Annotated in this window: 19 protein-coding genes and 1 tRNA gene; 3 read left to right on the top strand and 17 right to left on the bottom strand. The window is 70.1% G+C overall.

Translation table 11 applies throughout. The features are described 5' to 3' along the window. The first annotated feature begins 11 nt into the window (after positions 1 to 11). The gene (locus AB3M83_RS07465; protein WP_412946552.1) at positions 12 to 1,091 is read left to right on the top strand and encodes a glycosyltransferase family 2 protein; all 1,080 of its coding nucleotides are present in this window, start codon (positions 12 to 14) and stop codon (positions 1,089 to 1,091) included. Positions 1,092 to 1,098: 7 nt separating this feature from the next. Here AB3M83_RS07465 and AB3M83_RS07460 read toward each other — a convergent pair whose 3' ends face one another. Genes AB3M83_RS07460 through AB3M83_RS07450 form a run of 3 tightly spaced genes read right to left on the bottom strand, consistent with a single transcriptional unit; the run spans position 1,099 to position 5,256 of the window. Beyond that, positions 1,099 to 2,544 (bottom strand): CDP-glycerol glycerophosphotransferase family protein, encoded by a 1,446-nt coding sequence (locus AB3M83_RS07460; RefSeq protein ID WP_412946551.1) that lies wholly within the window; start codon positions 2,542 to 2,544, stop codon positions 1,099 to 1,101. Continuing rightward, complete coding sequence (locus AB3M83_RS07455; RefSeq protein ID WP_412946549.1) at positions 2,541 to 3,779, bottom strand: CDP-glycerol glycerophosphotransferase family protein; 1,239 nt, start codon at positions 3,777 to 3,779, stop codon at positions 2,541 to 2,543. Before AB3M83_RS07455 ends, AB3M83_RS07460 begins: the two co-directional genes overlap by 4 nt. Before the next feature lie 52 nt (positions 3,780 to 3,831). Continuing rightward, positions 3,832 to 5,256, bottom strand: a complete 1,425-nt coding sequence (locus tag AB3M83_RS07450; protein WP_412946547.1) for a S1C family serine protease — start codon at positions 5,254 to 5,256, stop codon at positions 3,832 to 3,834. A gap of 122 nt (positions 5,257 to 5,378) precedes the next feature. On the opposite strand from AB3M83_RS07450, the gene AB3M83_RS07445 reads away from it, so the two are divergent. Continuing rightward, complete coding sequence (locus AB3M83_RS07445) at positions 5,379 to 6,587, top strand: aminotransferase class I/II-fold pyridoxal phosphate-dependent enzyme (protein WP_412946544.1); 1,209 nt, start codon at positions 5,379 to 5,381, stop codon at positions 6,585 to 6,587. Here the strand turns inward: AB3M83_RS07445 and AB3M83_RS07440 are convergent, their stop codons facing one another. Together AB3M83_RS07440 and AB3M83_RS07435 are read right to left on the bottom strand one after the other, a co-directional pair. Beyond that, positions 6,588 to 7,397 (bottom strand): carbon-nitrogen hydrolase family protein, encoded by an 810-nt coding sequence (locus AB3M83_RS07440; RefSeq protein ID WP_412946542.1) that lies wholly within the window; start codon positions 7,395 to 7,397, stop codon positions 6,588 to 6,590. It abuts the gene before it with no gap. Further along, complete coding sequence (locus AB3M83_RS07435; protein ID WP_412946539.1) at positions 7,394 to 7,918, bottom strand: DUF6328 family protein; 525 nt, start codon at positions 7,916 to 7,918, stop codon at positions 7,394 to 7,396. The genes AB3M83_RS07440 and AB3M83_RS07435 overlap by 4 nt, the downstream gene beginning before the upstream one ends. 80 nt (positions 7,919 to 7,998) lie before the next feature. Here AB3M83_RS07435 and AB3M83_RS07430 point away from each other — a divergent pair. Further along, positions 7,999 to 8,075: transfer RNA gene (locus AB3M83_RS07430), tRNA-Met, on the top strand. A 104-nt stretch (positions 8,076 to 8,179) separates the two neighbouring features. Here AB3M83_RS07430 and AB3M83_RS07425 read toward each other — a convergent pair. The 12 genes from AB3M83_RS07425 to AB3M83_RS07370 all read right to left on the bottom strand — a co-directional run bounded on the left by AB3M83_RS07425 (position 8,180) and on the right by AB3M83_RS07370 (position 21,834). Beyond that, positions 8,180 to 8,782 (bottom strand): hypothetical protein, encoded by a 603-nt coding sequence (locus AB3M83_RS07425; protein WP_412946537.1) that lies wholly within the window; start codon positions 8,780 to 8,782, stop codon positions 8,180 to 8,182. 3 nt (positions 8,783 to 8,785) lie between these two features. Further along, positions 8,786 to 9,610, bottom strand: coding sequence for a hypothetical protein (locus AB3M83_RS07420; protein WP_412946535.1), 825 nt, complete (start codon positions 9,608 to 9,610; stop codon positions 8,786 to 8,788). Then, entirely contained in the window at positions 9,607 to 10,734 is a 1,128-nt protein-coding gene (gene pilM / locus AB3M83_RS07415) for a type IV pilus assembly protein PilM (protein ID WP_412946534.1), read from the bottom strand. Before pilM ends, AB3M83_RS07420 begins: the two co-directional genes overlap by 4 nt. 19 nt (positions 10,735 to 10,753) lie before the next feature. Beyond that, a complete protein-coding gene (locus AB3M83_RS07410) occupies positions 10,754 to 11,575 on the bottom strand; it encodes a prepilin peptidase (protein ID WP_412946532.1) in 822 nt (273 codons plus the stop codon). Further along, positions 11,572 to 13,389 carry a hypothetical protein gene (locus tag AB3M83_RS07405; RefSeq protein ID WP_412946530.1) on the bottom strand — a complete coding sequence of 606 codons (1,818 nt, stop codon included), beginning with the start codon at positions 13,387 to 13,389 and terminating at the stop codon, positions 11,572 to 11,574. Before AB3M83_RS07405 ends, AB3M83_RS07410 begins: the two co-directional genes overlap by 4 nt. Further along, positions 13,386 to 14,078 (bottom strand): prepilin-type N-terminal cleavage/methylation domain-containing protein, encoded by a 693-nt coding sequence (locus AB3M83_RS07400; protein ID WP_412946528.1) that lies wholly within the window; start codon positions 14,076 to 14,078, stop codon positions 13,386 to 13,388. Before AB3M83_RS07400 ends, AB3M83_RS07405 begins: the two co-directional genes overlap by 4 nt. Beyond that, positions 14,078 to 15,412, bottom strand: a complete 1,335-nt coding sequence (locus AB3M83_RS07395) for a carboxypeptidase regulatory-like domain-containing protein (protein WP_412946525.1) — start codon at positions 15,410 to 15,412, stop codon at positions 14,078 to 14,080. Before AB3M83_RS07395 ends, AB3M83_RS07400 begins: the two co-directional genes overlap by 1 nt. 91 nt (positions 15,413 to 15,503) lie before the next feature. Next, complete coding sequence (locus AB3M83_RS07390; RefSeq protein WP_412946522.1) at positions 15,504 to 15,968, bottom strand: type IV pilin protein; 465 nt, start codon at positions 15,966 to 15,968, stop codon at positions 15,504 to 15,506. A 123-nt stretch (positions 15,969 to 16,091) separates the two neighbouring features. Beyond that, positions 16,092 to 17,342 carry a type II secretion system F family protein gene (locus tag AB3M83_RS07385; RefSeq protein WP_412946520.1) on the bottom strand — a complete coding sequence of 417 codons (1,251 nt, stop codon included), beginning with the start codon at positions 17,340 to 17,342 and terminating at the stop codon, positions 16,092 to 16,094. Between the two features lie 2 nt (positions 17,343 to 17,344). Continuing rightward, positions 17,345 to 18,934 (bottom strand): type IV pilus twitching motility protein PilT, encoded by a 1,590-nt coding sequence (locus AB3M83_RS07380; RefSeq protein ID WP_412946519.1) that lies wholly within the window; start codon positions 18,932 to 18,934, stop codon positions 17,345 to 17,347. A gap of 47 nt (positions 18,935 to 18,981) precedes the next feature. Next, positions 18,982 to 21,186 carry a GspE/PulE family protein gene (locus tag AB3M83_RS07375; protein ID WP_412946517.1) on the bottom strand — a complete coding sequence of 735 codons (2,205 nt, stop codon included), beginning with the start codon at positions 21,184 to 21,186 and terminating at the stop codon, positions 18,982 to 18,984. Between the two features lie 222 nt (positions 21,187 to 21,408). Then, on the bottom strand, positions 21,409 to 21,834 hold the full coding sequence (locus tag AB3M83_RS07370; RefSeq protein ID WP_412946515.1) for a MarR family winged helix-turn-helix transcriptional regulator: 426 nt from the start codon (positions 21,832 to 21,834) through the stop codon (positions 21,409 to 21,411). Positions 21,835 to 21,931: the final 97 nt, after the last annotated feature.

The raw sequence follows: 21,931 nt of genomic DNA, 5'->3' as shown, positions 1-21,931 counted from the left end.
ATGATCGACGGGTGCATGAGGACTCCCCCGCGACCCGGGACGCCCCCGTCCCGTCGCCCGGGGTCAGCTTCGTGATGCCGGTCCTCAACGAGCGGGCGTATCTCGAGCGGGCGGTCGCGACGGTCCTGGCGCAGCGGCTCGACGAGCCGATCGAGCTGATCCTCGCACTCGGCCCGTCCTCCGACGGCACGACGGAGCTGGCGGAGCGGATCGCCGCGACCGACGACCGCGTGCGCGTCGTGCCCAACCCGGCGGCCGACATCCCGGTCGGCCTCAACCTCGCCATCCGGGCGTCCCGCTACCCGACCGTCGTCCGTGTCGATGCGCACTCCGAGCTCGAGCCGGAGTACACCCGGCAGGCGCTCGCGACGCTCGCCCGCGTCGGCGCGGCGAACGTCGGCGGCGTCATGCGCGCCGACGGCCGGACGCCCTTCCAGCGCGCGGTCGCCCGGGCCTACAACTCGCGGATCGGCCTCGGCGGCGGGGCGTATCACGGCGGGACCGAAGAGGGACCCGCCGAATCCGCGTACCTCGGCGTCATGCGGCGCGCCGTCCTCCACGAGGTCGGCCTGTTCGACGACTCGATCCGGCGTGGCGAGGACTGGGAACTGAACCTCCGCATCCGCGCGGCGGGCTACCGCGTCTGGTTCGACCCGGCACTGTCGGTCACCTACTGGCCGCGCGAGAGCTGGCTGCAGCTGTGCCGCCAGTTCGTCGCGACCGGCACCTGGCGGGGCGAGCTCGTCCGACGGTACGGGCGCAGCAATTCCCTGCGGTTCTTCGCCCCGCCGCTGCTCGTGCTGCTGACCCTGCTCGCCGTCCTGGTCGGGGTGCTGCAGGCCGTCGGCGTGCTGGCGGGCGCGGCATCCGTCCTCGCGTCAGCCGTCTACCTGCCGCTCGCGCTGTACGTGCTGGTCGTCGTCGGGGTCGCCGCCACGTCGGGCGGACCGCTGCCGGACCGGCTCTGGCTCGCCGCCGTCCTGCCGACGATGCACCTGGCGTGGGGCGCCGGGTTCATCGGCGGTCTCCTGCGCGGAGCGAAGGACACCGTCGACACGTCACGACTCGATCGTCCGACGCCGCTGCCGTAGGGCAGGCTCACTCCCGGTCGAGCAGCCGCTGGTCGAAGATGCGCGCGACGACGCGTTCGGCGGCGCGACCGTCGTCCCGGGCGTTGAAGCGGGCACGCCAGTCGTCGTACCGGGCCCGGTAGGTCGCCGGCACGGCGGCATCCGTCAGCGCGTCCGTGAGCTCCTGCTGCGACGACGCGATCGGACCGGGTGCGCGGGCCGCCAGGTCGAAGTAGAAGCCGCGGAGCTCACCGCGGTAGTGGTCGAGGTCCGGCGCGAAGAAGTAGATCGGCTTGCCGGTCGCGCTGAAGTCGAACATGACCGATGAGTAATCGGTGATGAGCGCGTCGGCGACGAGCAGGAGCTCGGCGATGTCGGGGTACGTCGTCACGTCGACGACGCGGGCGCCCGAGGTGTCCCGCCCCGGGATGAGCGTCCGCGAGTGGCCGCGGACGAGCACGACGCCGCCGGTGTCCTCGGCGAGCTTCTCGAGGTCGAGGAAGTCCACCATCTGGTCCCGGTCGTCGCGCCAGGTCGGCGCGTAGAGCAGCACGCGTTCGTCGGCGCCGATGCCGAGGGCCTCGCGGATCGGGGCCGGGTCGCCGGTCACGAGCAGATCGTTGCGGGGGTAGCCCTCGACCCACAGCGGCCGGCGGCGGAACGCGTACGCCGTCGAGAGGATCCGCGCACCGTAGGGGTTCTGCGCCAGCAGCACGTCCCAGCGGCGGCTCTCACGGACGACGGCCAGGGCGCGACGCGGCGCGAATCCCGGACGGTGCAGCGCGAGGCGCTTGAGCGGCGTGCCGTGCCAGGTCTGCAGGACGTGCTGGCCCGGGCGGCGCGCGAAGCGGCGGCGCAGCCAGTCGTTGACGACGAGGAGACGCGAGACCCCGCGGGCGCGCCACCAGTCCGTCGAGCCCTCGACGACGGCGACCGCGCCCTCGGGGACGGCGACCGAGCGGTCGACGACGCTCCAGTAGCGGACGACGCCCGGTGCCACGCGTGCGATCTCCGCGTCGATGGCCCGCGGGTTGCAGCTCGCGTTCCGCCCGTAGAAGCTCTCGAAGAACACGGCGTTCTCGAGCGGTTCCGCACCGGTCGCATACCGACGTACGAGCTCGCCCTGCGCCGCCGGACCGACGTCGCCGGGATCGAGGGGCGGCGCGACGACGAGGGTGCTCGCCACGACGGATGCCGTCAGGTCAGGCAGCCGCGTGGGCGCGACGCTCGAGACGGTGCCGACGGGTTCGCCGTCGACGAGCAGGGCGTAGTCGCCGCTCGGGAGCGCCAGCACCGGACCGCCCCACCGGGACGCGCGCAGCGGGATCCGCGCCTCCCACCCGGTGCCCGTGGCCGACACCGTCCCCGTCGGGGAGGCACGCCGGCCCGACGCCGCCACCTCGTCGGGAGCGGTGCCCTCGCCGGTCAGGACGAGGACCGCGTCGGGGTCGGCACGGAACTCGGCATGGATCACGGCCGGCCTCCCGTCGCTCCAGCGAGGATCGCGCGATAGACGCGCTCCGCGTTGCGGCCGTCGCGGTAGGCGTGCACGCGGGAACTGAGCGCGACGGCGCGCTCGATGCGGCGCGACCGCTCCGCGGGTTCCGTCAGCAGCCGGCGGAGCTGATCCGCCGTGGCCGTCCAGTCGCCGGCCACGTCGTCGCCGGCCACGTCGCGATAGCGCCCGTAGAAACCGCGCGACGCGGCGTAGTCGTCCTCATCCGGTGCGAGGTACACCACCGGCAGCGGGACCAGCGCGGAGTCGAAGGCGAGGGACGAGTAGTCCGTGACGAGCGCGTCGAATCCCGGCAGCAGCGGAGTGATCTCGGCCACCAGATCGCTGCCGATGAGACGCACGCGCTCAGCCGCGACGGGCGGGGCGTACTCCCCCGCCCCCAGCGGGTGCGAGCGGATGAGCAGCACCGCGTCGGTCCGTTCGAGCACGTCGACGATCCGGGCCCACTCATCGGCGTTCGGGACGCCGGGGTCGTCGGCGCCGTCACGCCATGTGGGTGCGTAAAGGATGACCGCGCGGTCGCCCACCGGGCCGACCGCCGCGTCGATGCCCGCCCGGGCGCGCTTCCGCCGCTCCGCCGGTGTTCCCGCCGACAGCACGTCGACCCGCGGCTCGCCGGTGACGGGAACCCGCGTGTCGTCGAGTCCGAAGGACGACTCGAGGCGGCCTCGGACGAGGTGGGATGCCGCCGGGATCAGCCGGATGCGCTGCTGCGTCCGCGCGTAGGCGAGCCGCAGCAGTCGCTCGAAGCCCGGGATCGGCAGCGGACTGCGCGTCGTGGCCGGGGAGTCGAGGCCGAGGCGCTTCAGCGGGATCCCGTGCCACAGCTGGACGAGGAACGCGCCGCCGGTGGCGTACCGGTTGACGTCGCCCGCACCGTGGGTGACGACGACGACGCGGGCGCGCGCCGTGAGCCAGAAGCCGGGCAGACCCGCCTTCGGGGCAGTCGGGATGCCGAGGCGCGCCGCGGCGGCCGCCTCGTCGTCGGAGGCCACGAGCCACACCCGTCGTTCGCGGGCGGCGTCCGTCTGCTGCCAGAGCGCGAGGGCGCCCTCGCCGATGCCGGTCGCGCAGCCGAAGACCCAGCGGTCGCGGGATCGCGGGATCAGGCGCGTCGCGAGGGCACCCGCGAGGTGAAGCGGCAGTCGCAGCACCTGGGCGGCATTGCCCGACCGGAACGAGAACGACCCCACTCCGCGAGCCTATCGCGGGGTGGGGTCGTCTCGAGGAGCGACCGGGCGGGCGTCAGTCGGTCAGCTCGCCGAGTGTCACGTCGGCGGTGCGGGTCTGCCCGTCGCGGCTGTAGACGACCGTGGCGTCCGAGCCGGCCGCGAGGGCGCGCACCTGGGCGGTGAGATCGGTGGCATCCCGGATCGGCACGCCGTCGAACTCGGTCACGATGTCGCCCGCGGCGAGGCCCGCCTCGGCGGCGGCTCCGCCCGGGGTGACCTCGCTGATCAGGGCGCCGGCCATCGTGCTGTCTTCCGCGTCCGCCGCGTTGCCGACCATCGCGCCGAGCAGGCCGTGGGTCGCCTCGCCGTTGTCGATCAGCTCGCCGGCGACGCGCTCGACGACGTTCGAGGGGATCGAGAAGCCCACGCCGATCGAGCCCGCCTCACCCGACGACGTGCCGCCGGCCGTCGCGATCGCGACGTTGACGCCGATCAGCTTGCCGGTGTCGTCGACGAGGGCGCCGCCGGAGTTCCCGGGGTTGATGGCGGCGTCGGTCTGGATGACGGCGATGGAGATGGTGCCGGTCGACCGGCCCTGCTCACGGCCCTGACCGAAGTCGAACTGGAACGGCGAGTCCTGACCGCTGTCCTGGTCCTGCTCCCCGGTGTCGGGGACGGCCGCCGAGGCGATCTGGATCGACCGGTTCAGCGCGCTGACGATACCGGTGGTGACGGTGTTCGAGAGCCCGAGCGGTGCACCGACGGCGACCGTGCTGTCCCCCACGTTCAGGGCGCCGGAGTCTGCGAACTCGATGGGGCTGAGGCCTTCGGCATCCGTCAGCTTGATCACGGCCAGGTCGTACATCGGGTCGGTGCCGACGATCTCGGCGTCGTACACGCGGCCGTCGGACGTGGTGACCCGGAGCGCAGGCTCGCTCGTAGCGCCGTCGAGCGTCACGACGTGCGTGTTGGTGACGACGTAGCCGTCCTCCGACAGGATGACGCCGGATCCGGTGCCGCCGCCGTCGGACGACGTCGCCGAGATCGTGACGACGCTCGGGAGCGTCTTGGCGGCGATGCCGGTCGTCTGGTTGACGCTCTCGGGGTCGTTGACGGTGACCTGCGTCGGCGTGCTCTGCACGACCGTCGCGGCGGGGCCGTCGGTCATCGACGAGCCGATGAACGCACCGCCGATGCCGGAGACGGAGCCGACGATCGCCGCCGCCACGAGAACGGCGACGATCTTGCCGGTGCCCACCTTCGCTTCGTCGGTGCGGGCCTCGACGGGCTCGGGCGCGGGTTCGGCGATCGGGGTCGTGGCGTGGGTGGGCGCGCCGCCGGCCCAGCCGAAGCCGTATGGCTGCGTGGACCCGGGATGCGGGGCGGGGGGCGACGAGGGCGCGGGGGTCGCCGACGGCAGCGGCGGACGCGGCGGGACGTTCGCCGGGGACCCGTTCGCGTCGGACGCGTTCGTGTCGGGGTTGTGCGGATCGCTCATGGGATGCTCCTTCGTCGAGACATATCCAGGGTGCAACTGCACTCTGTGGATCAGCTATGCCGCCCCTCCGATCAGCCTATGTCGATCTGATCCCCCTCGGCGTGCGGATGTAGCCTGAGGCCGTGCTGCACATCCCCGGCGCCTGGCAGCGAACCGCTCGTGGGGCAGGCCTCCTCTCCTCCGACGGCACGGTGCTGCCGACGATCTTCGCCGAGATGAGCGCCCTCGCGGGGCAGACCGGCGCGATCAATCTCGGCCAGGGCTTCCCCGACGAGGACGGCCCCGCCGAGATCCTCGAGGCCGCCCGGCGCGCGATCGCCGACGGCCTGAACCAGTACTCCCCGGGTCGTGGGCACGCCGATCTGCTCGCGGCTGTCGCGGAGCACCAGCAGCGGTTCTACGGGATCGAGCTCGACCCCGCTCGTGAGGTGCTGGTCACCGCCGGCGCGACCGAGGCCCTCGCCGCCACGCTGCTGGCGCTGGTCGACGGACCGCAGGACGAGGTCGTCGTCTTCGAGCCCTTCTACGACTCCTACGCGGCGTGCGTCGCCCTCGCGGGCGCGACGCACGTCCCGGTGCCGCTGCGCTGGCCGGATCTCACGCCCGACCTCGACGAGCTGCGGGCGGCGGTCACCGGCCGCACCCGCATCATCCTCGTCAACGACCCGCACAACCCGACCGGCACCGTCTTCGACGCCGAGGTCAAGGCCGAGATCGTCCGCCTCGCCCACGAGCACGACGCGACGATCGTGACGGACGAGGTGTACGAGCACCTGGTGATCGACGGGCCCCACGTCCCGATCGCCACGCTGCCGGGAGCGGCGGAGCGCACGCTGACCATCTCGTCGGGCGGCAAGACGTTCCGCACGACGGGGTGGAAGGTCGGCTGGATCAGCGGGCCGGCCGACCTCATCGACGCCGTGATCGCCGTGAAGCAGTTCCTCACCTATGTGAACGGCGCGCCGTTCCAGCCCGCCATCGCGGTCGGGCTCCGCCTGTCCGACGCCTACTTCGACGGCATCGCCGCCACCCAGGGCGTGCGGCGCGACCTGCTGGGCGAGGGCCTCCGTGCCGCCGGGTTCGGCGTCTCGGTGCCGGGCGGCTCGTACTTCACGGTCGCCGATGCCGGCGCACTGATCGAGCCGGGGTCGGATGCGGCGGACTTCTGCCGCGCACTGCCGGCGAGGGTCGGTGTCGCGGCCATCCCGGTCACCGCCTTCGTGACTCCCGCGCACCGCGCCGAGTTCTCGACGCTCGTGCGCTTCGCGGCGTGCAAGCAGACCGGCGTGATCGACGAGGCATCCCGCCGCCTCGCGGCATCCGGAGCCTGATCAGGTCCGCGGCACGACGGTGAACCTCCGCAGCTTCAGCGCGGGGTTCACGCGGCGGACGCGGTCGACCGCCGCCGCATCGACGAAGCCCACCGCGACGTCGGTGGCGGTGCCCACTCCGGCGATCTGCACGCCCTGCGGATCGATGACGAGCGAGGTGCCGACGCCGAGCGGCGGCGGGTGGTCGGCTCCGGCGACGAAGACGGTGTTCTCGATGGCGCGCGCGTGCAGGAGCGTCCGCCAGTGGTGCTCTTTGAGCGGACCTCGGACCCACTCCGCCGCGACCAGCAGCGCGTGCGCTCCGGTGTCGGCGAGCAGCCGGGCGACCTCCGGGAAGCGCAGGTCGTAACAGGTCATCAGGGCGAAGCGGATGCCGTCGACCTCGAAGGTCTGCGGGTCCTCGATCTCCCCCGGCTCGACCCAGTCCGACTCGCGCTGCCCGAAGGCGTCGTAGAGGTGGAGCTTGCGGTAGCGGGCGAGGAGACCGCCCGGCCCGACCGCGACGACGGTGTTCCGGACGCGGTCGCCGGCGCTGGCACGCTCGAGGAGCCCCGCCACGATGTGGACGCCGTGCTCGGATGCCAGATCGGTCAGGGCGCGGACGAACGGTCCGTCGACCTCCTGCGCATGCTGCGCGAGCGACCCGTCGAACGGGTCGATGAAGTAGCTCGAGTACTCCGGGAACACGACCACGCGGGCACCGCGGTCGACGGCGCGGCCCACCAGGGCGGTGATCGCGTCGAGGTTCGCCGCCTCGTCGGCGGCGGGCGCGAACTGCGCGACGGCGACGCCCAGGGCGGGTGCGGTCATCGGTTCCTCCTGGTCTGTGCGCGGACGGCGAGCGGCACCGCGACCCACAGGATCACGATGAGAAGCGCGAGCGCGCCGCCCGCGACCAAGAATGCCGTACCGCCGACGACCACGTCGAACACGAAGGCCACCACACCGATCAGCAGCAGCGACACGGATGCCAGGGCGACGAGCATGCTGACGTGGCCGAACGCGACGACCGTCGGCTTGGCACGCCGCGCGAAGAGGATCCGGTGGAGGGCGACCGGCGACAGGGCGACGATGGCGCTGAGCGCCGACAGCACCACGAGGACGAGATAGAACGTGCTCTGACCGTCGCTGAGATCGGCGAACGCCGGCTGGAACGCCAGCGCCAGGAGGAAGCCGGTGAGGATCTGCGTTCCCGTCTGCAGGACGCGCAGTTCCTGGAGCACCTCGTTCCAGTTGCGGTCGGCGCGTTCGTTGGGCGTCTCGTCCCGGCCGTCGCGACGATCGTCGTCGCGGTCGGCCAGGCGCTCGGCATCGAGATGGTGCGAACTCATGGCATCCATCCTGGTGCGACGCGCCCGGGCCGGCACCGGTTCGACCTCCTCCTGAGGCCGTGTTAGGCTATATCTCGTGCCGCGGGGTGGAGCAGCTCGGTAGCTCGCTGGGCTCATAACCCAGAGGTCGCAGGTTCAAATCCTGTCCCCGCAACCAACGTGCGCAGCACCCAGAAGCCGCTTTCGGAGAGATCCGGAAGCGGCTTCTGTCGTTGATGCAGGTGAGGGGGATGCCGGCCGCCCGGCATCCCCACCCGTCTCCTAGTCGCCGTCGGCCGCCTCGCCTTCGGGAAGCTCGGCGTTCGCCGGGAGCAGGACCCACGTGGTCGCCGAGATCGCGAGTGCGGGCTCGTCCGGACCGGTGTAGCTGGTGCCGGTGAAGGTCATGATGCGGGTCGCCTTCTGCAGGCTCTCCGCGAAGTCCTCGAGCTCGCTGCGCTCCCCCGTCGCGCTGAGCTGCATGTCGATCGCGACGAGTGTCGCCGTCGACGGCAGCCGGACCGACAGCATCGGCGGCACGCCGTACGACACGGGATCATCGAAGTTCAGGGAGGTCACGGTCACGCCGGCATCCGTCGCGGCTTTGTCGATCTGGACGACGAGATCCTGTTGGGAGCGCGCCTCGGGGATGCGGGAGCGCGCCGTCGCGAGCTCCTTCCGGAACGACCCGAGATTGTCGTTGTCGGCGGCGAGGGCGTCGACGGTCACCTGCTGCACGTTGTTGACCTGCATGATGGTCGCCGTCTGAACGAGGGCACGGCTGGTGCGGTCGATCTGCGGCTGGATGCCGAGGAACCACCCACCGGCGAGGATGCCGACGGCCAGGACGCTGATCGCGATGAGGCTGAGCCTGTACTTGTCCATGTCCTACTCCCCCTCGACGGCGTCGGTCAGGTCGTCCGCGGCGCCCTCGGCCTCGGCCTGCGCGGCCGCGGCTCCCGTGACGAGATCCTCGAGCGTCTGGTGCAGCAGCTCGAGGGCCTCGGGATCGAGCGCCTCGACGCGCGGCGTGCCGCCCAGCGCCTCGGTTCCCAGCTGGACGATGCCGCTGATCGTGTACCCGTCCTCGTCCGACTCCGAGACGCTGTCGACGGTGGCGCTCTGGTACCCGGTCAGCTCGCTCAGGGCGTTGAGGAGCGGCGTCGGCGTGACGAACTCCGCCGCTGTCGCCGTGAAGGCGATCTCGATGACCCCGGGTGCGTCGAGACCGGTCGTCTCGGCCGCAGGGGCGTCTTCCGAGATCCCCTTGAGCGAGATGGTCTCCGTGGTGAGCGTGATGGCTTCCGGCAGCACGTCGTCGAGCTCGGTCATGAGCCGCGACCAGTCCGCCTCGGCGAAGAGCGCGGCGAGCTCGGCGTCGGAGTGGTCCAGCAGCTGCACCTTGACCGCGGAGACGTCGCTGTACTTCGACTCCTCCAGCGCGAGCAGGCGGGTACGGGTCTGCTCGGCCGCGAGCGCGTCCTCGGCGGCGTTCGCGACGAGCGCCACGAGGAAGCCGGCAGTGGCCACGATCAGCAGCAGGACGACGAGTCCGAGCGACAGCAGCCGGACGATGAGGCCCTGACGGCGCCGGACCTCGACGACCGGCGGGAGCAGGTCGACCCGCGCCACGGAGAGCGCCGGCGTCCCCAGGGTCGCCGACGTCGGCTCCGTCTGGCGCCGCTGCCGTCGCTCCGTCACATCGACCGTCATTTCCGGCCCGCCTTGTCTTTGGTCTTCGGTGCGGCTTTCGCCCTGGCGGGCTTCGGCGCTTTGCCCTTCGCGACGTGGCGGTCCGAGATCTTGGGTCCGACCGTCACGCCGAGGGGCGCGGCGAGCTCCAGCGCCCAGTGCTCGATACCCGCGTGACGCAGCTTGTCGCTGACGGCGAAGCCGGCGAGCGGGTCGCCGTACGACGTCGGCACGCCCAGCGCGCGGCCGAGCACGGCGGCCAGGCCGCTGAGCTTGCTGCCCCCGCCGGTGAGCACGACGCTCGACACGGGCGCGTCCGGGTGGGCGTTCGCCCAGTACGCCAGCGTGTTGCGGATGTTGTCGATCAGGCCGGCGACGTTCTCGCGCAGCACCGTCTCGGCCTCGACGTCGCGCGGCTCGACGGCGCCGCCCTGCAGGCCGCGGAGGATCTTGTCCTGTTCGGCCTCACCGAAGCTGACCCCGATCGCGCGCTCGATGCTGCGCGTGACGTCGTCGCCGCCGCTCGGCACGATGCGGACGAAGTGCGGGATCGCGTTCGCCGAGATCACGACCGTCGTCGTCGAGGCGCCGACGTTCACGATGGCCTGCGTGCCGCGCTGCGGACCCGGCAGCAGCCGCAGAAGCGAGAACCCGGAGAAGTCGATGGCATCGACGAAGCGCCCGGAGCGCTCGATGGCGTTGACGGTGGACTCGAGGCCGCTGCGGACGGTGGCGACGAGCAGACCCTCCTGGTGCACCTCGCCGTGCTCGGCGATGTCGCGGAGCGGGAGGAAGTCCAGGATCGCGTCGTCGAGGTCGATGGGCACCTGCCCCTCGACGGCGAAGCGGAGACCCGCCTTGCGACGCGGACCCGACAGCACCGGGAGCGTCACCTCGCGGACGACGACCTTGCGGTTGCTGACACCGAACGCGACCTTCTTGGTCGTGAACCCGCCGGCGCGCCACAGCTGCTTGATGGCGGCCATGCCGCGGCGCTGGTCGATGATCTCGCCGTCGAAGATCGTCCCCTCGGGGACCTCGACGGCGGCGAACCTGGTGATCTTGGGGTGCGCCGAGTACGGCGACTCGACCTGCACCCCGCGTATCCCGCCTCTGCTGAGATCGAGCGCGACTACTCCGGCCATGTGTGCCCTCCGTGGTGTGTCATGCGAGGCCCGTCAGGGCGAGGTAGGAGTCGGCGATCGCCGGGCCGGCGAAGACGCCGATCCAGGCGCCGATGAGCATGAACGGCCCGAATGGGATGCGGGTCTTCCGGCCGGCCTTCTGGGCGATCATGAGGATCACACCGACCACGCCGCCGACGAGGAAGGCGCTGAACCCGCCGACCGCCAGCTGGGCCCAGCCGAGCCAGCCCAGCAGCATCCCGAGGGAGCCCGAGAGCTTGACGTCGCCGAACCCCATCCCGCCCCGGTAGCCGAACGCGAGGACGAGGTAGAAGCCGCCGAGGGCGATCAGGCCGACGGCCGCGACGAGCAGACGTCCGTACTCGGCGGTGACGACGGAAGCCACGACGAGGAGGCCTGCGGTCACGAGGTAGGCGGGCAGCGTCAGGACGTTCGGCAGCTTCTGATGGTCGAGATCGATCATCGTGAGGGCGATGCTGAGCGCCGCCCAGTACGCCAGGAGCGGCAGGAGGATCGCCGGGTAGCCGCCGGCGTACGCGCCCGCGACGACGCCCGCGAAGGCGAGGCCGGTCGCGAGCTCGACCGCGGGGTAGCGCGCCGAGATCGGCTCGCCGCAGTGACGGCACCTGCCGCGGAGGGCCAGGTACGAGAGGACCGGGATGTTGTCGTACCAGGCGATCGGTCGCTCGCAGCGCGGACAGGCGCTCGGCGGCGAGACGACGCTCATCCCCCGCGGCACGCGCCAGATGACCACGTTCAGGAAGGAGCCGATGAGGGTTCCGAAGATGCCGGCGACGACGATCACGACGGCCGGCGGGAGAAGTCCTGCGAGATCCGTCATCGCGCCGACCCGTCAGAAGACCACACGGCTGCCGTCTCGACCCACGTCGTGACGCCGTACGTCGTCGTGATGGGGTTCAGGAACTTCGGCGGCGCCTTGAACTTGAACCGCTCGTCGTAGACGTAGTTCTTCGCGTACCCGGTCGACACGGAGCCGCCGCTGGTCGTGGCCACGACGCCGCGGTACTTCTGCGCGATCGCCCCCATGACGGTGAGGGTGCCCTGCGATCCGCCGTCGTCGTGGTTCTGCACCTGGAAGGTGTGGGCGACCGACAGGACCGCCGCCTCGATCGTGCGGTTGTTGCCGAGGATGTTCGACCCGGAGTTGTTGAGGGGGTTCCACACCCAGATGGCGTTGTTGCCGACCAGGCCGAGGATGTCCTCGTTGTCGTCGACGTAGGTGATGTCGCCCACGACGAAGACGTAGTTCTCGGCGGCGAGGGTCGCCGCGCCGTCGAAGCTGCCTTTGACGAAGACGTCGCCCGAGCGGCATCCGTAGGTGGTGCTGCTCGGCGCGACCTCCGTCGTCCCGTTCCAGTCGGTCGTGACGGGGTAGCCCGTCTTGGCCGTACCCGAGCCCAGCGACCAGCCGCGCTTGCCCGAGCTTCCCGACGTGATGCAGGTGAAGCCCGCGGGGTTCGTCCCGGACGCCCAGTAGTTGACGTCGTTCATCACTGCGGGGACGTTCTGCACGTAGAGGACGTTGTTCTCGGGGATCGCGATGGTGGCGCCCGCGGGCGACCGCAGGTCCGCGATCACGCCGCACTCGGCCGGCGCGGATCCGGTCGTCGCGGCCGCGTTGCCGATCCGGGTCATCTTCGTGAAGGGCGATTTGATGTTCACGGTGCCGTCCGCGAAGAAGGTGAACTGCGTGGGGCCGGTGTAGAGGCAGCCGGGCCGGGGGACGTCGTCGGCGGTGAGGTCCGTGCGCGTCTCCTTCTTCAGCTGCGAGTTGGTCGCCGGCATCCCGATGACGCCACCGCTGAAGGCGGGGTACCCGGCGAGCTCGAAGGTCGCGGCGGCGCAGTTGGAGCCGTTGGAGTCGCGGTTCGAGTAGAACGGGCTCGTCGCGCGGGCGGTCGTGACGGTGCTCTTGAACCGCGACCCGCACGCCCGGATCGTGTCGTTGGAGTGCACCGGACCATCCGTCACGTCCATCGCGCCGAACGAGATCTCGTTGCACGTGGAGCCGGTCGGGCGGCCCGACCAGCTGTACTTCAGCGTCGTCTTGGTGAGCGGATCGCTGAAGCAGCTGGAGCTCGACGTGCCGGCGACGCTCGGGTCCTGCACCTCGTAGTCCGTGAAGTAGAGGAAGTCGATGAACCCCTGCTGTTTAAGGTCGGCGATCACCGTGCGGGTCGCCTGGCCGACCTTGCCGGTCGCCCGGAGCCGGATACGCCCCGAGGTGGCGTACTTCGAGTTGTCGACCTCGTACCGGAACTTCGCCCGGGCGCCGCTCTCGGGCACCGTGCCCCACCCCCCGGACGTCCCGACGTCGAACGCCGGGTTCGGGCTCAGCGGGGTCGACACCGTGCTCCCGGCGCTGAAGGTCGACCCGCCGTTGCCGAAGCGGTAGTAGCTGGTGTCCTCGGAGAGCCGGCTCTGATACTCGTCGATGCCCGCATAGGCCGCCGCGAGCGCCGCGTTCCAGTCGGCGTCGGTGTACGCCTGCTTCGTGCCGTTGACCGCTGTCACGACGAGGATCGACATGAACATCGCGAGCACCGCTCCAACGGCGACCACGATCACCAGGGCGGCGCCGGACTCCGAGTCCGCGGCGCGCCCGTTCCACCGGTCCAGGAAGCGGGACCTCATCCCGTCACCTGCACGCGGGCGACCCCGAGGTTCGGGAGCCCCACCATGTTGCGGATCTCGACGGGCGCGACCCGCCCGCTCCCATCCGCCTGAACGCGCATCCGCACCTGGACGCTCGCGATGTTCCGGATCTGATTCACGGTGAGGCTCGCTCCTGCGGCCGGCGTCAGCGCCGTGCCGTTCTTGTCGAAATAGCGGAACAGCGGCGCGCTCGCGGCCGGGGCGAGCAGGGAGCGCGCGATAGTCCGGGTGTACGTGGAGGAGGTCTGGAACGCCCAGTACGTCGTATGGACGTGGTACGCGCTCCAGCGCTTCTCGACGAGCTCGTTCGCACCGTTCCGCGAGAACTCCACTTTGACCGGCGGCGGGTCGACCGACGTCCCCGCGTCGATGAACGAATGCACCACGAGCTTCTCCGCGCCGGCGTACGTGAAGACGGGGTCGTTGATGGACGTGCCGTGCACCGGGATCTCGGTGCCGGCCCGGATGATGCGCGTCACCTCGTTCATCGATGTCGACGCCATGCGGCTGTTGTCGACGGCGCCCTGCTGATCGCTGACCGACCGGGCAGTACTGGCGAACATCGTGACGACGAGGGTCAGCAGGATGCTGAAGACGGCCATCGCGACGACGAGCTCGATCAGGGTGACGCCGTCCTCTGCGGTGCGTCGGCGGACGTGCGCCGACATCAGCCGGCCACCCTCGGGTCGACGACGACGCGGTTGGACGAGGCCATCGTCCCCCCTGTGACAATGCTGATGCCGCTGGAGACCACGCTGGTCTGCGACGACGAATTGCCCCGGTAGAGCCGCCACGTTCCGGACGGCAAGGCGAAGGTCGCGGAGTTCGAGCTGACGATGCTGCCGAAGGTGTACGTCATCCCCGCCGCGCACCCCGGGTCGCCGTTCGCGCCCGGGCTCGTGATGTCGTACACCGCCTTGAGGTGGGTTCCGGAGCCGTTCGCGTTCGTGAGGCGCACGATCCCCATGGGAACCGGGACGGGCACGGTGCTGCCGGGCGTTCCGGCGACGGGTTCCGGGCGCAGCCCGACCTTTCCGGGGGCATCCGCCCATTCGCTGGGGTCGGGCGACAGGCAGCTCGTCGACGGGCTCCCGGGCGTCTCGGCATACGTGCCGGGGAGGACGCTGTACCCGGAGGGGATCGGGTAGAGCGAGTAGGACTTCGTCTTCGCACTGGTCGTCGCCGTGAACTGCGAGCTGCCGTAGGTGGAGACGAACGACGTCGTGAGGTCGGTCGGGATGTGCACGGTGCCGGCGACATTGCCGGCGTAGGTGAGGGAGTAGGTCGCGGCCTCGTCGTACGCGAAGCTGGCACGCGACGAGCTGCCGGCGGTCACGATGACGTCCGCGGTCGGCGATGCCACGTGCTGCTCGCTGACGTAGCCGGTCTTCGAGACCGTGACGGTGTAGGTGCCGGCGGGAACTTTCAGGAGGTAGGCGCAGCCGTCGCTGTCGGTGGAGACCGAGGCCACGCCGCCGCTCGGGGACAGGCTCACGGTCGCTCCGCTGACGGCGGTGCCGGCGGAGTTGACGACGCCGACGAGGACGGTGCCGAGCGTCGGATCGTTGATCTTGCTCGCCGGCGCGATGGCCGTGTCGCTGTGCACGCTGCGGTCGTCACCGTCGCCCCACGCGACCTCGACGCTGATGCGCTTGTAGGCCAGGGCGCCGGTCGCGGCGCCCGCTTCGCAGCTGGCGGTCGTTCCCGACGCCGTCTGCCAGGACGTCGAGACATCGACGTGGTAGCGGTCCGAGTTGACCTGGATGTCGTGGTCGTGGCTGGTGTTCGTGACGTCGAAGGTGCTGGACACGTCGCGGATGAGGTCGATCTGCTGCGACGCGAGGTTGGCGGCCACGACACGGGCGCGGGTGTCGCGCGTCGCTATCAGACTCGCCGTCATCGTGTACAGGAACCCGGTGACGATGATCATGAAGACGAGCATCGCGACGATGACCTCGACCAGAGTGAAGCCCTCGTCGTGATCTCTTGAATCGGTGTGCACCCCACTCCCCTCCACTGCGCCGCTGACACGTTGTGCCTGCGCGGATGACCGCGCAGGCACAACGTGTCAGATCGATACTCCGACCTCGCGATCAGCCGCCAGGGGTTGCCGTCGTCGTGGCCCAGTCGCCGGAGCCCTCCGTGCTGTCGTACGTGTACGACTCACCGCTCAGGTTCGTGTTCGTGACGGTGATCTCGTAGCTCTGGTCAGTCTTGATGTCGACGGCCAGCTGGTTGTCGTCCGAAATCGTGATGGTTCCCACAGTTGCGGCAGGAGAGGTGGTGGCGAGGTTTACGGTCGGACCACCGGTTGCGGTGACGTCGCCAATGCCGTTCAGGCTGCCATTGTTCGCCTGCGCCGCCTGTTCGATGGCCAGGGCAGCGTTCTTGGCATCGGACTCAACGGACGACTTCCACGCGCCCGTGCGCATGTTCAGGAAGACCGGGATGGCGACGGCGGCAAGGATGCCGATGATGATGACGACGACGAGAAGCTCGATCAGGGTGAAGCCCTTTTCGCCCTCTTCCTTCTTCATCGCAGTGTGGATGCGAAGCATGGAGATCTCTTTTCGAAAGTGGAGATGCACAGAGTGCAGCCGAGTTCGGGGTCGGCTTCACTGACCGTAGCGGAACGCCTAAAGAATTAGAAGTCTCTAATGTAGATCGTTAGGAAAAACTTCTCACAGCGATTGGATCGACTGGAAGATCGTGAACATGGGCATGTACAGCGCCAGGATCATGAAGCCCAGCAGACCGCCCATGAAGACGATCATGAGCGGTTCCAGCAGCGCCGTGAGCTGCGAGCTCATCGTCTCGACCTCGTCGTCGTAGAAGTCCGCGGTCTTCTCGAGCATCGTGTCGATCGCGCCGGATTCCTCGCCGATGCCGACCATCTGTACGAGCATCTCGGGGAACAGCTCGACCTCGCCGAGCGACTCCGCGATGGGTCTGCCCTGCCGCACGCCCTCCTGCACCCCCTGCAGCGACGAACTGATGACGTAATTGTCGCTTGTGGCGCCCACGATGGACAGGGATTGCAGGATCGGCACGCCCGAGGCGAGCATGGTCGCGAAATTACGCGTGAATCGCGTCAACGCGATCTTCGAGTTCAGCTTTCCGAAGACGGGGAGCTTCAGCTTTATCGGGTCGACGACGCGTCGGACGGCATCCGTGTTCTTGTTCCGCCCCCACCAGATCGCGAAGGCGACCGCGACGACCACGATGACCGGGACAGCGACCGGCATCGCCTTCGACATGTCGACGAGCAGCTGTGTCGGCCCCGGGAGCGCGCCGCCGAGATCGGCGAACATCTTCTCGAACACCGGCACGATGAAGATGAGCATGCCGGCGACCGCCACAAGCGCGATCACGAGCACGACGATCGGGTAGGTGAGCGCCGACTTGACCTTGCTCCGCAGCTTGGTCTCGGCCTCGAAGTTGTCGGCGACCATCAGGAGCGACTTGTCGAGGAAGCCGCCCGACTCCCCCGCCCGCACCAGGTGCACCATGATCGGCGGGATCACCCGCGGGAACTCCTCGAGCGCGACGGACAGGGCGGTGCCACCCTCGACCTTCGCCGCGATGTCCTCGATCGTGCGGCGCAGCTTCGCGTTGTCGGTCTGCGCCTGCACGATCGTGAGCGCACGCAGGATCGACACACCCGCGCTCACCATCGTCGCCATCTGGCGCGTGAGGATCGCGAGGTCCTTGAGCGACGGTCCGCGCTCGAGACCCGGGATCGTGATCTCCTGCTGCAGGCCGGTGCCGCCGCCCTTCTGCGACAGTTTGTCGGGCATGACGCCCTTGGCCTTCAGCTGCTGGATCGCCTGCGCCTCGCTGGATGCCTCGAGCACGCCCTTGACGCTCTTGCCGCCGGTGTCGAGGCCCTTGTAGGTCCACTGGAGCGGCTTCGTCTTCGCCACGGTAGACATCGTCAGGCGCCCCCGGCGACCTGGCGGGTGCCGTCGGGCACGACGGCATCCGTCGCATCGCGGGCGAGGCCCCGGTTGCGGACGAGCTGCTCGAACTCGGTGGCGTCCTGCGCGTACTCGAGGGCGGTCGAGTGGTGGATCTCCCCCGCCAGGACGAGGCGTGCGAGGTCCTGGTCGAGCGTGTGCATGCCGATGGCGTTGCCGGCCTGCAGCGCCGTCCGCAGCTGGTGCGTCTTGCCGGCGCGGATGAGCGCCTGGATCGCGGGCGTCGAGAACATGACCTCGGTGGCGACCGCGCGGCCCTTGCCGCTGGAGCGGCGGAGCAGCGTCTGCACCACGACGGCCCGCAGCGTCGCGGCCAGCTGCGTGCGCACCTGCGCCTGCTGGTGCGCGGGGTACACGTCGATGACGCGGTCGATGGTCTGACCGGCGTCCTGCGTGTGCAGCGTCGCGAAGACGAGGTGACCGGTCTCGGCCGCGGTGAGCGCGGTCGAGATCGTCTCGAGGTCGCGCATCTCGCCGACGAGGATGATGTCGGGGTCCTGCCGGAGGGAGTGCTTGAGCGCCTCGGAGAAGCTGTGCGTATCGGCACCGACCTCGCGCTGGTTGATGATGCCGCGCTTGTGGTGGTGGAGGAACTCGATCGGGTCCTCGACCGTCACGATGTGCGCGGCGCGGGACGCATTGGCCTTGTCGATGATCGACGCGAGCGTCGTCGACTTGCCCGATCCCGTCGGCCCGCACACCAGGACGAGACCGCGCGGCAGGTGCGCGAGATCGATGAGCGCGCGCGGCAGGCCGAGCTGCGCGACGGATTTGATCTGGGTCGGGATGATGCGGAGCGCCGCGCCCCAGCCGCGCTGGTCCTGGAAGATGTTGACGCGGAAGCGGGCGATGTCGCCGACGGAGAAGGCCAGGTCGAGTTCGAGCGCGGTCTCGAAGATCTGTCGCTGCTCCGTCGTGAGGATGCTCTCGATGACGCGGCGCACGCGGTCGCGGTCCCAGGTCGTCGTCCCCGAGACCGACTTCAGCTCGCCGTCGACGCGCACGACAGGTGTCGACTCGGCGACGAGATGCAGGTCGGAGGCGCCCAGATCGAGGACCGCCCTGACGGATGCCACGAACTCCGGATCGACGTTCGGGTCCCGCGCGCGCAGCACGGCGGGGATCTCGGCGGCGCGGGCAGCCGGGTCGGGCTGCGCCGGCTCGGCGACCGCCGCGCGCTGCGACGTCGCCGGGTCGTCGAAGTACGACGAGACCGGAGCCGACGGGACGACCGGGGCGGGGACGGCACGTGACGGCACCTGCGCGGCCGCCTCGGCGCGCGGCGCATCGGGCGCCGACGGGGGTGCCGAGGGCGACGCGGCGAAGGGGTCGGATGCCGGCCGCGCGGCGATGGGCGCCGAGGGCGGGATCGCCGCGGACGGGGCGATGGGGGCCGCCGCCGAGGCCGCCGGCGCGCCGGGCAGAGTCACGCCGGGGATGCCGTCGAAGAACGAGCGCAGGTCGGAGTCGACCGCGTCGCCGCGCAGCAGCGCGTCGAAACGCGACCCGTTCGTCGCCGGCACGGATCCCTCACCGGTTGTCGTCATCCCTGTCCTGCTTCCTTCTTCTGAGAATGCGTATGACTGCGCGACGGTCACACCGTGACGCGCAGAACCTCTTCGATCGACGTGTGGCCGAGGAGCACCTTCGCCCAGCCGTCCATCCGCAGCCGTGTCATCCCGGCCGCCTCCGCGCGCGCCGTGATGTCGGCCGTGGGCGCGTTCGCGACGGCGAGTCGCTCGATCTCGTCGTCGACCGCCATGACTTCGTGCAGGGCGATGCGGCCGCGGTACCCGGTGTTGGAGCACTGCGAGCAGCCCTCGGGCTTATAGACCGTCGGCGGGCCCGTCACCGGGTCGACGGAGATGCCGAAGATCATGAGATCGAGGTCGGTGGCGACGGACGCGCTCTTGCACCGCGCGCACAGCCGTCGCGCAAGACGCTGAGCGACCACCGCATCGAGGGCGGAGCCCACGAGGAACGGCTCGACGCCCATCTCGGTGAGGCGCGTGATGGCGCTCGGCGCGTCGTTCGTGTGGAGCGTCGAGAGGACGAGGTGACCGGTGAGCGAGGACTCGATCGCGATCTTGGCCGTCTCCTCGTCACGGATCTCGCCCAGGAGGATGACATCGGGGTCGGAGCGGAGGATCGAGCGGAGCGCGGCCGCGAAGGTGAGACCCGCCTTGGCGTTCACCTGCACCTGGTTGATGCCCGGCATCCGGTATTCCACCGGATCCTCGACCGTGATGACGTTGACGCTCGGCTTCGAGATCGTCGCAAGGGTCGTGTAGAGGGTCGTCGACTTGCCCGAACCGGTGGGACCGGTGACGAGGATCATGCCGTAGGGCTTCGAGAAGCTCTTCGAGAAGACCTCCATGTTCCGGTCGAGCATCGACAGGTCGCTGAGCTTGAGACTCGCGACCGGAGAGTCGAGGACACGGGCGACGACCTTCTCGCCCCACACCGTCGGCAGCGTGGCGACGCGCAGATCGACGTTGCGCCCGGCATGGCTCACCGAGATCCGGCCGTCCTGCGGACGACGCCGCTCGCCGATGTCGAGCTCGGCCATGACCTTGAGGCGGCTGATGACGCCGGCGATCATCGAGCGCGGCACCCGCTGCACGGTGGTGAGGACGCCGTCGATGCGGTAGCGGACCCGGAGGTCCTCGCGTTCGGGCTCGATGTGGATGTCGGATGCCCGGTCGGTGATCGCTTGGCTGATGATCAGGTTGACGAAGCGGATGATCGGCGCCTCATCGACGACGGCGTCGCCCACGTCCGGCGTGTGGATGTCCTCCTGGTCGGGGCCCTCGAACGCGGAGGTGAGCTCTTCGAGCTCGGAGTCGACGCGGTGGTACCGGTCGATCGCCGCGATGATCGCCTCGGCCTCGGCCACGACCGGGACGACGGCGGACCGGACGATGGCGGCGACGTCGTCGAGGACGATGACGTTCTCGGGGTCGGCGACGACGACGACGATCCGCTCGCCCGCGCGGGAGACCGCGAGGACGCTGTGCGAGCGGGCGAACGGCCCGGGAATGAGGCCGACGACGGTCGGGTCGACGGAGAACTCCGTCAGGTCGACGTACGCGAGGCCGAGCCGCCCGGCGAGGGCGATGGCCTTCTCGCGCGGTGTGGCCGGTTCGGCCGGCTCGGCGGGGATCGAGGCGTCGGCGCTTCCGGGCGCGCCGTCGGCCAGGAGGGGGGCGGCTTCTCGCGCGGGAGCGCTGACGAACTTGTCGAGCCACGCCAGCGGGTCCTCCTCCTCGACCGGCTCGGGGATGACGGGCGCGACATCGGCGTGGGCCTCCACGACCGGCGCCTCGGGCACAGGCACGGACGGCGCCTCGGGTGCGGGCGCAGGCGCGGACGGCGCCCCGGGTCCAAATGGGAGCGAAACGGTGACGACGGATGCCGGCGCGTCGGACGGCATCGCGACGGGCACCTCGGGGATGTCGTCATCGAGCACCGGCGGCCATTCCGGGGCGGGCGGCCACTCATCGACAGGGAGGGGGACCACCACGGGCGCGGCACCCCGCGGCGCCGAAGGCGCCTCGAGGCGTGCCTGTGCCTCCGCCTGCGCTCGCGCCTCTCGGCGGCGCAGACTGCGGCGAGTCGGGGGCGTGTCTTCCGCCGGGGCGGGTGAAGCCGCGACGACGGGCAGCGATGCGGCGGAGTCGTTCTCGAAGCTCAGGTCGGCGAAGGTCTCGCCCCCCAGCAGGCTCTGCCAGATGCGCTGGGGATCGGCGGCGTCGCGGCGGGCATCCTCTGTCGACACGCCGGTCCGATCGTCTCGCATGGAAGCCTCCCCCAGAGAGTTCGATGTCGGATCAGCGCATCGCTCGGTCCCCGGCCTCAGGTGCCGGTTCGCGGATCACGGTGTTCGGGTCGCCGTGAGTGAGAGGTACTGGAACGGGAGCCCGCCGCGAAGCCGATCCCCCGACACCCAATCATTAGAGCGCTCTCATGTGTTGTCAATGGGGAGATTGTGACAACTGTTATCTTCCGTCGGCGGCAGCCCTCAGGACGGCACCATCGCGTGCTCGATGTCGGCGAGGAAGCGCACGATCGACCTCAGCTCGTCGTCGGTGTACCCCTCCATCGCGCCGCGCATGGCGGTCAGCCTTTCGCCGAAGTGCCGGAAGAACTCGGAACGGGCGTGGTCCGTCAGCACGACGATGCGAGCGCGGCGATCCACCGGATGCGGCTCGCGTCGCAGGTGGCCGCTGTCGCTCAGCCGGTCGAGGAGCTTCGTCGTCGACGCCGTCGAGATCGCCAGGTGCGTGGCGATGTCGTGCGGTTTCACCGCCTGCCCGCTCTGCTCTCTCATGATCAGCATCCGCAGGGCGGCGAGGTCCGTCATGTTCATGTCCATGTCGCCGCGCATGCCCGCGTACATTCGATCCATGGAGTCGGAGAGCGCGCGAACCGCCTCGAGCGCGGTCATGACCAGACGATCACGCTCGGTCTGTGGGATCCGCGGCTGGTTCACCGTTGGACATCCTCCTCGGCCGGTATGTACGATGACGGTAATCGCTAGATAA

This window comes from Microbacterium pasadenense, assembly GCF_047246565.1.
Lineage (GTDB): Bacteria > Actinomycetota > Actinomycetes > Actinomycetales > Microbacteriaceae > Microbacterium.
The sequence above is the reverse complement of the archived record's forward strand: the minus strand, read 5'-3'. Positions and strand labels throughout refer to the sequence as shown.

Excerpts from the sequence above, each read along its gene's own strand:
- AB3M83_RS07385 (WP_412946520.1), bottom strand. The coding sequence starts at position 17,342 with ATGTCTACCGTGGCGAAGACGAAGCCGCTCCAGTGGACCTACAAGGGC.
- AB3M83_RS07375 (WP_412946517.1), bottom strand. The coding sequence starts at position 21,186 with ATGCGAGACGATCGGACCGGCGTGTCGACAGAGGATGCCCGCCGCGAC.
- AB3M83_RS07425 (WP_412946537.1), bottom strand. The coding sequence starts at position 8,782 with ATGGACAAGTACAGGCTCAGCCTCATCGCGATCAGCGTCCTGGCCGTC.
- AB3M83_RS07390 (WP_412946522.1), bottom strand. The coding sequence starts at position 15,968 with ATGCTTCGCATCCACACTGCGATGAAGAAGGAAGAGGGCGAAAAGGGC.
- AB3M83_RS07450 (WP_412946547.1), bottom strand. The coding sequence starts at position 5,256 with ATGAGCGATCCGCACAACCCCGACACGAACGCGTCCGACGCGAACGGG.
- pilM (WP_412946534.1), bottom strand. The coding sequence starts at position 10,734 with ATGGCCGGAGTAGTCGCGCTCGATCTCAGCAGAGGCGGGATACGCGGG.
- AB3M83_RS07370 (WP_412946515.1), bottom strand. The coding sequence starts at position 21,834 with ATGACCGCGCTCGAGGCGGTTCGCGCGCTCTCCGACTCCATGGATCGA.
- AB3M83_RS07380 (WP_412946519.1), bottom strand. The coding sequence starts at position 18,934 with ATGACGACAACCGGTGAGGGATCCGTGCCGGCGACGAACGGGTCGCGT.
- AB3M83_RS07420 (WP_412946535.1), bottom strand. The coding sequence starts at position 9,610 with ATGACGGTCGATGTGACGGAGCGACGGCAGCGGCGCCAGACGGAGCCG.
- AB3M83_RS07400 (WP_412946528.1), bottom strand. The coding sequence starts at position 14,078 with ATGTCGGCGCACGTCCGCCGACGCACCGCAGAGGACGGCGTCACCCTG.
- AB3M83_RS07410 (WP_412946532.1), bottom strand. The coding sequence starts at position 11,575 with ATGACGGATCTCGCAGGACTTCTCCCGCCGGCCGTCGTGATCGTCGTC.
- AB3M83_RS07405 (WP_412946530.1), bottom strand. The coding sequence starts at position 13,389 with ATGAGGTCCCGCTTCCTGGACCGGTGGAACGGGCGCGCCGCGGACTCG.
- AB3M83_RS07440 (WP_412946542.1), bottom strand. The coding sequence starts at position 7,397 with ATGACCGCACCCGCCCTGGGCGTCGCCGTCGCGCAGTTCGCGCCCGCC.
- AB3M83_RS07435 (WP_412946539.1), bottom strand. The coding sequence starts at position 7,918 with ATGAGTTCGCACCATCTCGATGCCGAGCGCCTGGCCGACCGCGACGAC.